Origin of the sequence: Hymenobacter sp. 15J16-1T3B, assembly GCF_020711235.1 — a bacterium.
Taxonomy (GTDB): Bacteria; Bacteroidota; Bacteroidia; order Cytophagales; family Hymenobacteraceae; genus Solirubrum.
Window position 1 is genome coordinate 168,639 of the sequence record NZ_JAJFAV010000003.1, and the last position, 14,337, is coordinate 182,975.

Annotated in this window: 15 protein-coding genes; 8 read left to right on the forward strand and 7 right to left on the reverse strand. The window is 63.2% G+C overall.

All coding sequences use genetic code 11. The annotated features are described in order from the left end of the window. Positions 1–29 precede the first annotated feature (29 nt). The gene (fbp, locus tag LJ737_RS06635) at positions 30–1,064 is read left to right on the forward strand and encodes a class 1 fructose-bisphosphatase (RefSeq protein ID WP_227763922.1); all 1,035 of its coding nucleotides are present in this window, start codon (positions 30–32) and stop codon (positions 1,062–1,064) included. 70 nt (positions 1,065–1,134) lie between these two features. Here the strand turns inward: fbp and LJ737_RS06640 are convergent, their stop codons facing one another. The 3 genes from LJ737_RS06640 to yihA form a co-directional block, all read right to left on the reverse strand. Next, a complete protein-coding gene (locus tag LJ737_RS06640) occupies positions 1,135–1,713 on the reverse strand; it encodes a DUF5606 family protein (protein WP_227763924.1) in 579 nt (192 codons plus the stop codon). A 33-nt stretch (positions 1,714–1,746) separates the two neighbouring features. Next, the gene (locus LJ737_RS06645) at positions 1,747–2,223 is read right to left on the reverse strand and encodes an energy transducer TonB (RefSeq protein WP_227763927.1); all 477 of its coding nucleotides are present in this window, start codon (positions 2,221–2,223) and stop codon (positions 1,747–1,749) included. 78 nt (positions 2,224–2,301) lie between these two features. Next, positions 2,302–2,919, reverse strand: coding sequence for a ribosome biogenesis GTP-binding protein YihA/YsxC (gene yihA, locus LJ737_RS06650; RefSeq protein WP_227763929.1), 618 nt, complete (start codon positions 2,917–2,919; stop codon positions 2,302–2,304). Between the two features lie 486 nt (positions 2,920–3,405). On the opposite strand from yihA, the gene LJ737_RS06655 reads away from it, so the two are divergent. The 4 genes from LJ737_RS06655 (at position 3,406) to LJ737_RS06670 (ending at position 8,149) form a co-directional block, all read left to right on the forward strand. Then, positions 3,406–5,688, forward strand: a complete 2,283-nt coding sequence (locus LJ737_RS06655; RefSeq protein ID WP_227763932.1) for an OmpA family protein — start codon at positions 3,406–3,408, stop codon at positions 5,686–5,688. 132 nt (positions 5,689–5,820) lie between these two features. Beyond that, positions 5,821–6,546, forward strand: a complete 726-nt coding sequence (gene ubiE, locus LJ737_RS06660) for a bifunctional demethylmenaquinone methyltransferase/2-methoxy-6-polyprenyl-1,4-benzoquinol methylase UbiE (RefSeq protein ID WP_227763934.1) — start codon at positions 5,821–5,823, stop codon at positions 6,544–6,546. Next, positions 6,495–7,295, forward strand: coding sequence for a type IX secretion/gliding motility protein PorT/SprT (gene porT / locus LJ737_RS06665; RefSeq protein WP_227763936.1), 801 nt, complete (start codon positions 6,495–6,497; stop codon positions 7,293–7,295). The genes ubiE and porT overlap by 52 nt, the downstream gene beginning before the upstream one ends. A gap of 101 nt (positions 7,296–7,396) precedes the next feature. Further along, positions 7,397–8,149, forward strand: a complete 753-nt coding sequence (locus tag LJ737_RS06670) for an SDR family NAD(P)-dependent oxidoreductase (protein ID WP_227763937.1) — start codon at positions 7,397–7,399, stop codon at positions 8,147–8,149. 65 nt (positions 8,150–8,214) lie between these two features. Here LJ737_RS06670 and LJ737_RS06675 read toward each other — a convergent pair whose 3' ends face one another. Both LJ737_RS06675 and LJ737_RS06680 read right to left on the reverse strand, forming a co-directional pair. Beyond that, positions 8,215–8,874, reverse strand: a complete 660-nt coding sequence (locus tag LJ737_RS06675; RefSeq protein ID WP_227763939.1) for an alpha/beta hydrolase — start codon at positions 8,872–8,874, stop codon at positions 8,215–8,217. Between the two features lie 49 nt (positions 8,875–8,923). Continuing rightward, on the reverse strand, positions 8,924–9,412 hold the full coding sequence (locus LJ737_RS06680; protein ID WP_227763941.1) for a cytidine deaminase: 489 nt from the start codon (positions 9,410–9,412) through the stop codon (positions 8,924–8,926). A gap of 203 nt (positions 9,413–9,615) precedes the next feature. On the opposite strand from LJ737_RS06680, the gene LJ737_RS06685 reads away from it, so the two are divergent. Genes LJ737_RS06685 through LJ737_RS06695 form a run of 3 tightly spaced genes read left to right on the forward strand, consistent with a single transcriptional unit; the run spans position 9,616 to position 12,628 of the window. After that, positions 9,616–10,971 carry a saccharopine dehydrogenase family protein gene (locus tag LJ737_RS06685; RefSeq protein WP_227763942.1) on the forward strand — a complete coding sequence of 452 codons (1,356 nt, stop codon included), beginning with the start codon at positions 9,616–9,618 and terminating at the stop codon, positions 10,969–10,971. Between the two features lie 21 nt (positions 10,972–10,992). Beyond that, complete coding sequence (locus LJ737_RS06690; protein WP_227763945.1) at positions 10,993–11,934, forward strand: hypothetical protein; 942 nt, start codon at positions 10,993–10,995, stop codon at positions 11,932–11,934. After that, on the forward strand, positions 11,927–12,628 hold the full coding sequence (locus LJ737_RS06695) for an ATP-binding cassette domain-containing protein (RefSeq protein ID WP_227763947.1): 702 nt from the start codon (positions 11,927–11,929) through the stop codon (positions 12,626–12,628). Before LJ737_RS06690 ends, LJ737_RS06695 begins: the two co-directional genes overlap by 8 nt. Positions 12,629–12,653: 25 nt before the next feature. Here LJ737_RS06695 and LJ737_RS06700 read toward each other — a convergent pair whose 3' ends face one another. After that, positions 12,654–12,986, reverse strand: a complete 333-nt coding sequence (locus LJ737_RS06700) for a hypothetical protein (protein ID WP_227763948.1) — start codon at positions 12,984–12,986, stop codon at positions 12,654–12,656. A gap of 597 nt (positions 12,987–13,583) precedes the next feature. Further along, complete coding sequence (locus tag LJ737_RS06705) at positions 13,584–14,303, reverse strand: tRNA1(Val) (adenine(37)-N6)-methyltransferase (protein ID WP_227763950.1); 720 nt, start codon at positions 14,301–14,303, stop codon at positions 13,584–13,586. Positions 14,304–14,337: the final 34 nt, after the last annotated feature.

A 14,337-nucleotide genomic window follows, 5' to 3' on the forward strand; every position in this document is an offset into this window, starting at 1 on the left:
TCCCGCTTTTTTCTCACTTTCCCACTGCTATGGATCATCACCAGGACCGCCTCGCGCTGCCGGTCGGCACCACCCTCGACCGGTTTATCATGCGCAAGCAGGAGGACTTTCCTTACGCTACCGGCGAGTTGTCCCAACTGCTGCGCGACATCGCGCTGGCGGCCAAAATCGTCAACCGCGAAATCAACCGCTCGGGCCTGATTGACATCACCGGCGCCTACGGCCAGCAAAACGTGCAGGGCGAGGAGCAGCAGAAGCTCGACGTCATTGCCAACATCCGCTTCATCCGCGCCCTGCGCAACGGCGGCGAAGTCTGCACGGTCATCTCCGAAGAGGACGAGGACATGATTCAGACCGGCAAAAACCAGGGCAAGTACGTGGTAGCCATCGACCCACTCGACGGTTCCTCCAACATCGACGTCAACGTCTCCATCGGCACCATCTTCTCGATTTACCGCCGCCAGTCGCCCATCGGGCAGGAGGGCACCCAGGAAGACTGCTTGCAGAAGGGCGTGCACCAAGTGGCCGCCGGCTACGTGATTTACGGCTCGAGCACCATGCTGGTGTACACTACCGGCGCCGGCGTCAACGGGTTCACCTACGAAGCCTCGCTGGGGGAATTCTTCCTCTCGCACCCCAACATCACCACCCCGCAAACCGGCAACATCTACTCCATCAACGAGGGCAGCTGGAATTCCTTCTCCGACGGGGTGAAGCAGTTCATCCAGTACTGCAAGGACGAGCAGTTTTCGGCCCGTTACATCGGCTCTCTGGTGGCCGACTTCCACCGCAACCTGCTCAAGGGCGGCATCTACATCTACCCGGCCACGGCCAAAGCCGCCAACGGCAAGCTGCGCCTGATGTACGAGTGCAACGCCCTGGCCTTCATCGTGGAGCAAGCCGGCGGCAAGGCCAGCAACGGCCACAAGCGTCTAATGGAAATCGAGCCCACTGAGCTGCACCAGCGCTGCCCGCTCTACATTGGCTCGACGGAGCTGGTCGACAAAGCGGAGTCCTTCCTCTCGCCCGAGCCCGCCGAAGCCGTAGCCGCCCGCGAGGCGTAAGCACCTACTCTGGAAATAAAAAAAGCCCCGCTGACGATTCAGCGGGGCTTTTTTTGGGCGTTCCGGCCAATTACTCGGCCTTCTTCGTCTTGCGTTTGGGCTTGTCGTCCGTGGCGGCTTCGGGGCTGCCCGCCGCGTCGTCGTCGGCAGCCGCCGACTGGTTGGGCACCGCGCCGGCCGTGCTCAGCGTGTCGGTGCTCGGGTCGGTTTCTTCCGCCCGCGTAGCGGCTTCGTCGCCCAGGGCCGCTTCGGCCGCTTGGTAGGGCAGGCGGCTGCTCACGGCCGAGTACCACGATACCAGTTTCTTGATATCGGAGAGGTACACGCGCTGCCGGTCGTAATCGGGAATGATGTCGCCCAGGAAGCTGCTCAGCTCCGCGTCGGCCGACTTGTTGGTAACGGGCAGTTGCTGACCGTATTTCTGGTAAATGCGGTCAAACACCTCCGTCAGCGGCACCGTGTAGTCCGGGTCCTCGGTGTAGATGCTGATTTCGTGCAGCAGCGAAACTTTGTTGCGGGCCGAAGCTACGGAGCGGCGCGCCTGCGGGTCCAGAGTTTCCACCAGCACGCCGTTGTTGGCGGGGCGCACGAGGCGGTAGAGGCCGGGCATGCCGCTGATGGCGGCAATTTCCCTCAGGTCGTAGGGCATAAGCGGGGAATGGTAAGTGAGAAAAAAGCGGGGTTATTCGGCCACCGTATTGGAGCCGGCAGCGCCCAACTTGAAGACGATGGGCAGGCTGGTCAGGATGGGGTATTCGGGCTTCTTGAATTGCAGCAGCTTCACCAAGCGCAGGGCTTCCTCGCCGGTGCCGCCGCCCACTTGCTTCACAAGCTTCACGCCGCTCAGGGTGCCGTCCGGGGTCAGCGTAAAGCTCACGATGCAGGTGCCCTGAATGCGGTTGCGACGGGCCATCAGCGGATACTTCAGCTCCTTGGCGATGAACGCGTTCAGGGCTTCCTGCCCGCCTTCGTAGTATTCCGCTACCGGCAGGGCCTTGGGCGCGGCCGTAGCAATTTTGGTGACCGGGTCTTGCGCCGGGGCCATTTCGGGGGCCGGGGCGGTGCCTTCGGTTTTCACTTTCACTTTTTGCTGGGCCAGGGCGGGCAGCGCAACCAGCGCCGACAGGCCCAGCGCCAGCGTGAAGGTGGTCTTTTTCATGGTGAGGAGGGGTGGAAAAGAGAAGGAAACAAAACGACTGCGCAGCGCGCGTTCCGGCCTGGCAATTACGCTGCCAATCTACGCATTCCCGTTCGTTTCGCGTACCTGCTGGTTGACCTCGTCGATAAAGGCCAGCACTTCGTCGCGCCCCTCCCGAGCCGAGGCCGAGGTGACAAACCAGCGCGGCAACTCCTCCCAGGTTTCGCCCATTTTGGCCAGGAAGCCTTCCACGTTCTGCTGGGTTTTGCCGGCCGATTGCTTGTCGGCCTTGGTGAAGGCCAGCACAAAGGGAATGCCCCGCTCGCCCAGTTCCTCAATAAACTCCAGGTCAACGGCCTGCGGGGGCAACCGCGAATCGATGAGCACGAATACGCAGCTCAGGTTTTCGCGCTTGGATAAATAGGCCCAAATCATTTTTCCCCATTTGGCGCGCGACTCTTTGCTGACGCGGGCGTAGCCGTAGCCCGGCAAATCGACCAAATACCAGTCGTCGTTGATAATAAAATGATTGATCAACTGCGTTTTGCCTGGCAACGACGACGTTTTGGCCAGCGCCGACCGGCCCGTCAGCATGTTGATCAGCGAGGATTTACCCACGTTGGAGCGCCCGATGAAGGCGTATTCGGGCAGCGTAGGCGCAGGGCACTTGGCCACCTCGGTGTTGCTGGTCAGAAAACGAGCGTCGCGGATCTGCATATTTTACCGAACCTAAAAATGAGGTGAATTACCACCGCAAAAGTACGGCGTGGGGAATTAGAGATTATAAGTCCTATTTTTTCTGGGTTCGTATTAAATTTTTTGCTGCGCCCCTTGCTATTATTATTGTGCTTCTATATTTGTGCGGCTCCTAGTGGGTTTTTGAAACTTTTTTGCGACCGGCAAAATAACTGACCCTTAAGGCTCTGCTATGCTCTGGATAGGATACGACGAAGGTCGTATTATAAAATTTTTATCTTTGCCCGCGGTAAATCCGGTTTTTCGGCCTTGCTGCGGGGGCTGGCTGCGCCACGGGTTTTTTAGCAAAATGCCCTGGGGGCCGCAAATTTCCCCGACAGCTACTAACCTTAATGCGGCTTTTAAGTATATAGGGACGCTTTTGCTAACCCTAGCCCCGTTTTTCGGGAGTACGCAAAGCACCGCATAACCCTTCTCTGCAACTCCATATTCCAAACTCCCCTTCCAATGGACAACTTCGTCAGAAGGTTACTACAGGCTTCGGTGGCAATGGCCCTGACTGCTGCGGTGGCTCAGCCTTCGATGGCCCAAGGCACCCGAAAGCAACTCAAGACCGCCAATAAGTTCTTTGACCAGGAGAACTACCGCGCCGCCATTCCTTACTACGAGCAAGTACTGGCCAAAGACCCCAATAACGCCCTGGCGCTGTTCCGCGCCGGCATTTCCTACATGTCGTTCGACAAGGAAAAAGCCAGCGACTACATCTACAAAGCCCAGAAGCTCAAGCCGAAGGTGTCAAAAGATGTGGAGTACTGGCTGGGTCGCGTTGACCACCTGAACTACAACTTCGACGAGGCCATTGCCCACTTCCAAGCGTACAACGCGACGCTGAAGAAGAAGGACACCCGCAAAGCCCAGTTGGCCCAGCTGATTCAGCACGCCAAAAACGCCAAGATTCAGTTCAACTCGCCCAAGGACATCTTCGTGAAGAACCTCGGGCCCACGGTGAACACCTCCTACTCGGAGCACAGCCCGGTAATCTCGGCCGACGACAAAGTGCTGTTGTTCACCTCGCGCTCGGGCGAAGCCCGCGGTGCCGACCCGAACAACACCGCCCCTAGCGGCAAAGCCAAGGTCGCGGCCGACGGCGAGTACTACGAGGACATCTACGAGTCGAAGCGCCTGGGCGAAGACGAGTGGGAGAAGCCCCGCTCGCTGTCGGGCTCGCTCAACGGCAAAGGCCACGACGCCTCCATTCAGGTGTTCGACAACGACACCAAGCTGTTGATGTACCGCAACGACGAAAACGGTGACATCTTCTACTCGGAGAAAACCGGCGCTGACTGGTCGGAGCCCAAGAAGCTGAACGGCAACATCAACTCGAAAGCCTTCGAGTCGGATGCCTACATCACGCCGGACGGCCTGACGATTTACTTCTCGACGAGCAAGTACTCGGAGGACAACACGCTGGATATTTACTACTCCACGCGTCAGCCCGGCGGTGACTGGGGCCCGGCCAAGAGCATTGGCAACCAGATCAACACCAAGTACGACGACGACAGCCCGTACCTGAGCCGCGACGGCAAGACCCTGTACTTCGCCTCGCGTGGTCACAACACCATGGGCGGTTACGACATCTTCAAGTCGACCTGGGATGAGGCCGCCCGCGCTTGGGGCCGCCCCGAAAACATGGGCTACCCGGTGAACACCCCGGACGACGACACCTACTACCGTCTGTCGCCCGATGGTTCGTACGCCTACCTGTCCTCGTACCGCATCGGCGGCTACGGCGAGAAGGACATTTACACCATCAACTACATCAAGAACGTCAACATCAAGGGCAAGGTCTTCTCCTCCCGCGACTCCACGACGGTTATTCCGGGTGTAGAACTGGTGTTTAACGGGCAGACCGCTTCGAAAGAAGTTATCAGCTTCCGCGACGTGACCAAGCCCGACTCGGGCAGCTACCAGGTGAACGTGCTGTCGGGTCGTTCGTACCAGGTGGCGCTGTCGAAAGACGGCAAGAACATCACGACCGAGGAGTTTGCCGTGCCGGTGGTAACGAACGACTCGACTACCATCACCAAGAACTTCTACATCCCGTACGTGGACACGACCTCGCTGGCAGGCGTGAACATGAAGCCGATTTACTTCGACACGGACAAGTACAACCTGCGTCCGGAGTCGGTAAAGCAGCTCAACAACGTGGCGGGCGTGATGAAGGCCAACCCCGGCCTGAACATCTCCATCGAGGGCCACTGCGACTCGCGTAACACTGACGAGTACAACATGGTACTCGGTCAGAACCGTGCCAACTCGGCCTTCAACTACCTGAAGAAGAACGGCGTGACGCAGACGCGTATGGTGACCGTGAGCTACGGTGAGCGTCGTCCGGCTGCCCCGAACGATTCGCCGGAGAACATGCAGCTCAACCGCCGCGTGGAATTCAAACCGATTCTGAAGGAAGGCCAGACCATCAACGACGTGATGTCGGCTCCGGCCGGCGGCGCGGGTGCTAGCACCACGACCACCGGTACCTCGACAACCACCACGACGACTGGCACCTCGTCGGGCACGGCCGCTCCGCTGCAGCCTGGCAAAACCAAGGTGAAAGCCGCCGACGGCACCAAGGTGAAAACCAAGGTGGACGAGGACAGCGACAAAGTGAAAGTGAAAACCGAAGCTGCCAGCGGCGCCAAGACCAAGACCACGACCAAAAACGGGGAACTGGACGGCAAAGCCAAGGACGAAGCCGGTGACAAGACCAAGGTGAAAACCAAAAACGAGTAGCCTTACCTACTCGGGCACCGCCAAAAGCGGGTCGGACCAGGGGTCCGACCCGCTTTTTTTTAACATTATGCGGACCTAACCGTTCTAATTGGGCAATTTGCGGCCCCTTTGGCCGTTTGTACGCCCACCGCCATGACCGTAGTACCCTACAAAGACGACTCCGCCGACAAGAAGACCCAGGTAGCGCAGATGTTTAACAGCATCGCGGGGAAGTATGACTTCCTAAACCACTTCCTGAGCGCCGGCACCGATATCTACTGGCGGCGCAAAGCCGTGGGCGAGCTGAAAGCCCTGCACCCAAGCCGCATCCTCGACATTGCCACCGGCACCGGAGACTTTGCCTTCGAAACGCTCAAGCTCGGTGAGCAGGCCCACGTGACGGGCGTTGATATTTCGGAGGGCATGCTGGAGGTGGGCCGCCGCAAGGTGCGCGACCGGGGCCTCGGCCACCGCGTGGAGCTGCAACTCGGCGACTCCGAGAACCTGCCTTTTGCGGACAACACCTTCGATGCGGTGACGGCTTCGTTTGGGGTGCGTAACTTTGAAAACCTGCGGCAGGGCCTGGCCGAAATGCAGCGCGTGCTCCGACCGGGCGGCAAAGTGGTGATTCTGGAGTTTTCCAAACCCCGGAAATTTCCCTTCAAACAGGCCTACAACTTCTACTTCCGGCACATTCTGCCGGTGTTTGGCAAATTGATTTCCAAGGACCGCGCGGCCTACACATACCTGCCCGAATCGGTGCAGGCTTTTCCCGACGGTCCGGATTTTCTGACCATCCTGCGCGAGGTCGGATTTACTTCTCCCCAATGGCAACCGCTCACCTTCGGCATCAGCTCCATTTACACCGCCACCAAGTAACGTTGCGCCTGCTGGCGTTGCTGCTGCTGGGGCTGCCCACGGCGGCCCTGGCTCAGAACAAAAGCTACACCAAAGCCAAGCGTGGCAAAAACGGGCAGGTAAAGTCCGTGACGGTGAACAACCTGCCGGGCTACGACGACCGGTGGTACCGGCCAGGCTTCAACATCGGACTGAACCTGTCGCGCTACCGGCTGGAACACTCGCAGTACTACGCAGACCGGATTCGGAACGGGAACGGCATTGCGGCCAACGCCAAGGTGAACCCCGGTTTTTCGGTGGGCTTCGTCAACGACGTGCGCCTGGCCGACCACTGGAACCTACGCTTTATTCCGGGCGTGTCGTTTCTGACGCGGCAGGTGGAATTCAAGGCCGTGGGCAACGTCACGGAGGAAATCAACAACCAGGAAATCGGCTCGACGCAGCTGGATCTGCCGTTGTTGGTGAAATTCAAGTCGGACCGGCGCCGCAACACCCGGGCCTACCTGGTGGGGGGCGTGCGGCAGAGCTTCAACATCGGCAACCGCCGCCGCGACCCGGAGCGCAACCAGATGCAGGTGGGCACTTCGGACTTCGCCATCGAGTATGGGGTGGGGCTGGACATGTTCTATCCCTTCTTCAAGTTCGCGCCCGAGCTGCGGTTCTCGCACGGGCTGACCAACCTGGCCCAGCCGGGCGCCCCGGACCTGTACTCGCGCAGCTTCCAGCGCATCCGCACCAACACGGTGACGTTTTACTTCACGTTTGAATAATTTGTAATTGGCAAGTGGCTGAATGGCTGAGTGGTTGCGGGTTCTGGCGTCGTCAGAACAACCGACCAGTTGGCCATTCAGCCGTTTAACCGTTTCTGAACATGAAAACAGCACTTGTAACCGGCGCTTCGTCGGGCATCGGACGGGCTACGGCCGTGGCGCTGGCGCAGGCGGGCTTTCGGCTGGTGATAACCGGACGGCGGCGGGAGCGGCTGGAGGGACTGGCCGCCGCGCTGGCCCCGGCGCCGGTGCACATGCTGACCTTTGACGTGCGCGACCGGGCGGCGGCCGTGGCAGCCGTGGATAGCCTGCCGGCCGAATTCCAGGAAATCGACGTACTCGTCAACAACGCCGGCAACGCCCACGGGCTGGCCCCGATTCAGGACGGGGACCCCGCGGATTGGGACCTGATGCTGGACAGCAACGTGCGCGGGCTGCTGAACGTGACCCACGCGGTGCTGCCGGTGATGCGCGCGCGCCGCAGCGGTTTCATCGTCAACATCGGCTCCATTGCCGGGCACGAAGCCTACGCCAACGGCAACGTGTACTGCGCTTCCAAGGCCGCCGTGGCCTCGCTCAGCAAGGGCATGCGACTGGACCTGATCAGCCTGGGTATCCGGGTGGCCGAGGTGAACCCCGGTGCAGTGGAAACCGAGTTTTCGCAGGTGCGCTTCAAGGGCGACGAGGAGCGGGCCGCCAAGGTGTACCAGGGCTTCGAGCCGCTCAAGCCGGAAGACGTGGCCGAGGTGATTCAGTTCATAGTGACGCGCCCGCCGCACGTGACGATTTCGGAAGTTACCATCCTGGCCGGGGCGCAGGCCGCAGCCACTACCATTGTTAAACAGCCCATTTAGACGGGCCGCGAGCGGCACGCTTGCGCCACCGTACAACAGCCCGCCTCTCGGCGGGCTGTTTGTTTTTACGCTTGCTGAGCGAGCTGGATCAGGACGGCCGGCTTTAGCTCGTGGCGGCCCTCAAACCACACCATGTGCGGCTGGGCGCCGTGGCTGCGCAACAACGCCAGCTGTTCGTCGACGCGGTCCTCGGCCAGGTAACTGTCGCCGTCGCCGCACACGAAGCTGAGGCGCGGAATCCGCGTCAGTAGGGCTGCGGCGGCAGCCGGGTCGACGTCGGCGGGGAAAGTGCCGGCCCAGAGCACGAGGTGGGCCGGCGTGCGGCCGCCGCGCAGCAGCCAGCGGCTGACGGTGGTGGCGCCCTGCGAAAAGCCCAGCACGCACAGCTCGACATCCGCCGGGGCTTGCGCGAGCAGCCGCTGGAGCAGCGCGTCGAGGTAAGCGGAAAAGTCCTCGATTTCAGTGAGGCGGTCTTCGCTGGTCATCCAGGTGGCGCCCACGCGGCCGCCGTTGCCCTGCAGATAAAAGCGGGACAGGCCCTCGGGCGCCACGACCACCGTGCCCGGCACCTGCTCGACGACCGAGCGGAAATGGCGGATAAAGTAGCTGGCCAGCTGGCCGTAGCCGTGGCAAACCACCCACAGGCGGCGGGCGGAGGCCAACTCGCCGAGTTGGAAATACCGGGCGGTGCGGGGCACCTGCAGGCGGTGTTCGTGAACGTCCATAGCGGGCAAAACGGGCGGCGGCGCAATAACCGCCCGCCGCCCGTTGGAGTTAGCCGCGGGCCGGCAGCACGTCCGACATAAACTGGAAGGGCAACAGGTCGGTGAGGCTGCGGAAGCGCCAGATTGTGCCGTTTGGGCCCGGCAGCAGCAGCGGAATAGCCTGGCCCTGGCGGCTTTCGGATTCCTGCATTACCTGGCGGCAAGCGCCGCAGGACGTGACGGCCACAAAGTCGCCGTGTTGGGGGCGGGCGGCCACGGCCATGAGCTTCACGGTGCGCCCGGGCTGGTTGTTCAGGCCGAAGAGCACCGTGCGCTCAGCGCACAGCCCCGAGGGGTACGCAGCGTTTTCCTGGTTGGTGTTCCACACGATGCTGTCGTCGTCGAGCAGCAGGGCGGCGCCCACGTGGAAGTGCGAGTAGGGCGCGTAGGCGTGGTCGGTGGCGGCTTGGGCAGCCTGCCAGCAGCGGGCTTCGTCGGCGCTGAGTTCAGCGGGCGTAAGCACGTCGGCGGTGATGGTAAGGTTCAGGGTTTGGGCCATCTGCGGGCTCAAAAACGGCGGGAAAAGAAGGGAATGCAGCCACCTGAACGGTGGCCCCGTTGGGCCACGGGGGACGAAAATAGTACATTTCGGGCAGGAATCAGTTGTCCGGGGCGAGTTGGCCATTGTCCGTAATTGAAAAATTGGCAGCCCGCACGCCCGATGACTGGTAACCAGCCATTGCCAACACCCTTCCCACCCGCATGACTCGCATCCTCCTGCTCGGCGCCGGCCGCTCGGCGTCCTCCCTGATTCAGTACCTGCTCCGCCACCTCGCCGCCGAAGACTGGCAACTCACCATTGCCGACGTCAACCCCGAGCCGTTGCGCGCCCTGGTGGCTCCGCACGGCGAGCGGGCCCGGGCAGTGGCCTTTGAAATCGGGCAGACGGAGCGGCTGCACGAGCTGGTGGCCGCGCATGAGGTGGTGGTGTCGATGCTGCCGGCGTTGTTTCACCCGCTGGTGGCCCAGGCCTGCCTGCACCACGGCCGGCACCTGGCCACGGCTTCGTACGCCACCGAGGAAATCCGCGGGTTCGACGCCCAGGCTGCGGCGCAGGGGCTGACCTTCCTGATGGAATGCGGCCTCGACCCCGGCCTGGACCACATGTCGGCCCTGCCCGTCATCGAGGAAATCCGCGCCCAGGGCGGCCGGCTCACCTCGTTCAAGTCGTACTGCGGCGGGCTGATGGCGCCGGACTCGGAGGGCGACAACCCTTGGCGCTACAAGTTTACCTGGAACCCGCGCAACGTGGTGGTGGCCGGGCAGGGCACGGCCCGCTACATCGAGGGCGGCCACCCGCGCTTTATTCCCTACCAGCAGCTGTTTCGGCGCACCGAGCGGCTGGCCGTGCCCGGCTACGGCGAGTTTGAGGGCTACGCCAACCGCGATTCGCTGAGCTACCGCCCGCTCTACGGCCTCGACGACATCCCAACCATGCTGCGCGGCACCCTGCGCCGCCCGGGCTACTGCGCCGCCTGGGCCGCGCTGGTCAGCCTGGGCCTAACCGACGACTCCTACCGCCTCGGCAACGCCGCCGACCTGCCCTGGGCCCGCCTGCTGGAATCGTTCCTGCCGTCCGCGGCGCCCGGGCTGAGCTTAGCTGCCCGGACGGCCGCTTACCTGGGCCTCGACCCCGCCGGCGAGGAAATGCAGCGGCTGGCCTGGGCGGGCGTGTTCGGGCCCGAGCCCGTGGGCCTGCCTGACGCCACGCCGGCTCAGCTGCTGGAAAAGCTGCTGACCGCCAAGTGGCAGCTGCAGCCCCACGACCACGACATGATTGTGATGCAGCACTTAGTAGAGTACGAACCGGCCGACGGCGGCCCGGTGCAGCAGCGCACTTCTTCGTTGGTCGTTACCGGCGACGATGCCGTGCACACGGCCATGGCCAAAACCGTGGGCTTGCCGCTGGGCATGGCCGTGCGGCGCCTGGCCCGCGGCGAAATCAGCCACCGCGGCGTGGTGGTGCCGGTGCACGCCGACATATACCAGCCCATTCTGCAGGAGCTGGAAACGGAGTACAACATCCGTTTTGTGGAAAGCGCGCACGCGCTGGCCTAGGCCAGCGGCGTTATCGGCACGATGAAAGAGTATTTGCTGCTCCGGTTGCGCACCCAAACCCGGCAATGGGCCGAATTGGGCTGGTGGCGCGCGGCGCTGTTGCTGGTGCTGCTGGCGGCGGCCGGCCGGCAGCTATGGTTGGTGCTGGCCACCCAGCCCACGGCGCAATGGGCCGTGCCGCTGCTCACGACCTTTGCCATCGTCGGGGCGCACCGTCAGCGCCCGGATTTGACGTTTCTGCAGCTCACCACCCCGCAGTACCGGCGCTGGCTGGTAGGGGAGTACCTGGCGTTGGGCCTGCTGGCGGCGGCTGGGCTGCTGGCCCTGGGCTACTGGCTTAGCGCCGTGCCCACGGCGCTGCTGCCGCCGCTGGCCGCTTGGTTGCCCGCCGCGGCCGAGCGCACCGCGCGCCGCCGGCGCAGCTTGGTGCGGGCCGAAGCCTTTGAGTGGGTGAGTGGGCTGCGCCGCCGAGCGGGGTGGCTGCTCTGGCTGGGGCTGCTGGGCGTGGCCGCGTGGCAGCGCGGGCACAGCGTCGCGCCCGCGGCGTGCCTGGTGGTCTGGCTGTTGGTGGTCGTGAGCTTCTACGACGCGCCCGAACCGGTGGAAATGCTGCTGACCGCCGCCCGCAGCCCCGGGCAGTGGCTGCGGGCCCGCTGGGGGTGGGCCGCCGCGTACTTTGGGCTCACCGCGGCGCCTTTTCTCGCCCTGCTGGGGTGGGGCCCGGCCGGCTGGGGAGGCGCGGCTGCCCTGCTGCTCTGGAGCCTGACGCTGCTAACCCTTGTCATCCTGGCCAAATACACGTTCTACCCGCACACCACCATCATGCGCTACGCCCAGGGCGGGGTGGTGGCCCTGGGCTTTCTGATTCTGGTCCACTCGGTGTACGCCGCCTTGCTGGCCGCCGCGCTGGTGGGCCTGGTCTGGCGCAGCCGTTACCGCCTCCGCACTTACCGCTATGATTAGCATCCAGGATTTGCACTACCGCTACGGCCGGCACGAGGTGCTGCGCGGCGTCAGCCTGACGCTGCGGCCGGGCACCATCCACGGGTTGGTGGGCGCCAACGGAGCCGGCAAAACGACCCTGCTCAGCTGCCTCTACGGCCTGCTGGCCGATTACCGGGGCGAAGTGCGCGAGTCCGGCGGCCGGTCCATCCGCGACTGCACCGGCCTGCTGCCCTACGAGCCGTTTTTTTACCCGCGCCTGACCGGCCGCGAGTACGTCACCTTCTGCCTGCAGGCCCGCCGCCAGCCAGTGCGCACCATCGACGCCTGGAACGAGCTGCTGGAGCTGCCGCTGGATCAGTACGCCGAAACCTATTCGGCCGGCATGAAAAAGAAGCTGGCCCTGCTGCCGCTGCTGGTGCAGCCCTTTCGCTACCTCATCCTCGACGAACCCTTCAACGGCCTCGACCTCGGCGCCAACCTGCTGCTGATGGAAATCCTGCGCCGGCTGCGGCGCCAGGGCACGGGCCTGCTGCTGACCTCGCACCTGCTGGGCTCCCTCACCGAGCTGTGCGACGACATCACCGTGCTGGCCGACGGGCAGGTGCTGCGCCATTACGGCCAGCAAGAGTTCGGTGCCCTCGCCGCCGACCTGCTCGATACCATGCACCAGCGCAAGTTGCAGCAATTGCAAGTGCTGCTGCCGGGCGAATAAGCAAGGCGGCGGATGCCCGTCGGGTTTAGGGCAGGGGCCGCGGCGCCGCCAGAATCCGCTCGACTTCCAGCAGCAGGTGGGCGCTGGTAAGCAGGTCGTTGAGCCAGATCAGCTCGTTGAGGCTGAAAAGCAAGGTGAGGCTGTCGACGGGGCTGCGCAGGCTGATGCGGCGCGTGTCGGGCTCGGCGGCGGCTTGCAAGGCGTGGCCGCGGAACAGTTGCGCCACAGTGTCGAGCCAGCGCGTCACCTCGTGGGGCTTGAGGGCCAGGGTCACGTTGCCGAAATACACGTGCAGGCAGCAGCCCCCCGGGCAGCGCAAGGCGCAGCCAAACTCGTTGGAATGTAAGCAGCGGTGCATGGTGGTGGGGTTTTGGAGTTGGCAGGGCGCCTTGTCGGTGAACAAATGCGGGTTGAGCCCGGCCTGCGTCCACGCGGCGGACGCGACAAGAATACCTAGGCAGTACGTCGTATGGAGAGCGGGGCGAATGGGCAGGGTTGGGTAGCCGCCAGCCTTGGTGGCCGGCGGCTACACCGCTGTTCCCGCAGCCTTGTTTAGATACTTTCTAAACAGTGCTCAAAAGTAATAAAGGCCGAATGCCTTGCAAATATTATTTAGAATAATTTTAAATAAAGTCATGCTAGCCAAATCACAGCGGCTGCATATGGCACTATTACCCACATTCCATCCTCAATTCGTGGCTTTTGGGCTAGGAATTAGACCGCCTCTAGCTCCGCCTGCTTTTGCATGCGCAAGGGTATGCGGCCCCGGGATATAGTGGGGCTGCTGAAGGGTTCCATCTTAGCCGCCATGCACAAGCTGCTAGTACTAGTCGGCGCGCTGCGGACCGGGTACGCCGCTTAGCGCAACGCGAGTCCGCGACCTGCCGGCACGGCTAGGCAGAGATAAGGCAAGGTCTCGAGCTGCTGGGAAGGCCGCTTGTCCGGCGCTGCCAGTCTAAAAGGCGAGGTAGAAATCCTGCAACAGGGCCCGAAACGCACCGGAATACGACTCGTCGGGGGCGTGGATGGTCAATGTGGTTTCGGCTGCCCGGTGCGGCCCGCGGCCAAAGGTGGTGACGTGCCGAAGCGGCTTGCTGCCGGGCCGGTGCTGCAGGACCAAGCGGTGGGTGGGCGCGAGGCCGGCGCGGGCCGCTTCTTGCTCGAACTCCCGCATTTCGGGCGGGGGCAGCAGCAGCACCAAGCGGCCGGTGGGGGCTAGGTACGCCGCGGCAAAAGCCGCCAGCTCGGCAAAACTCAGCGTGTCGTCGGCGGCGTGGCGGGCGGCGGTGCGCTGGGCGTCGGGGGAGCGAAGGGAGCGGCGGAAAAACGGCGGGTTGCTCAGAATCAGGTCGAAGGGCGCGGGCTGGGTGACGGCAAAGGCCGCCAGGCTGCGGGCGTGCACCCGGATGCGGGCCGCCCAGGCGCTGGCGGCCACGTTGTGCCGGGCCTGCGCCGCCGCCGCCGCGTCGATTTCCACCGCGTCGATGTGGGCTGTCGGGTTGCGCTGTGCGGCCATCAGCGCCAGCAGGCCCGTGCCGGTGCCCACGTCGAGGATGCGGGCGGCGCCTTCCACGGCCGCCGCGGCGCCCAGCACGCAGGCATCGGTGCTGACTTTCATGGCGCAGGCCGCCTGCTCGATGCGAAAATGCTTGAACTGAAAAAAGTCGTTGGGCACGGAAAGCTGCTGTCGGGCACGCACTAAGCCCGGT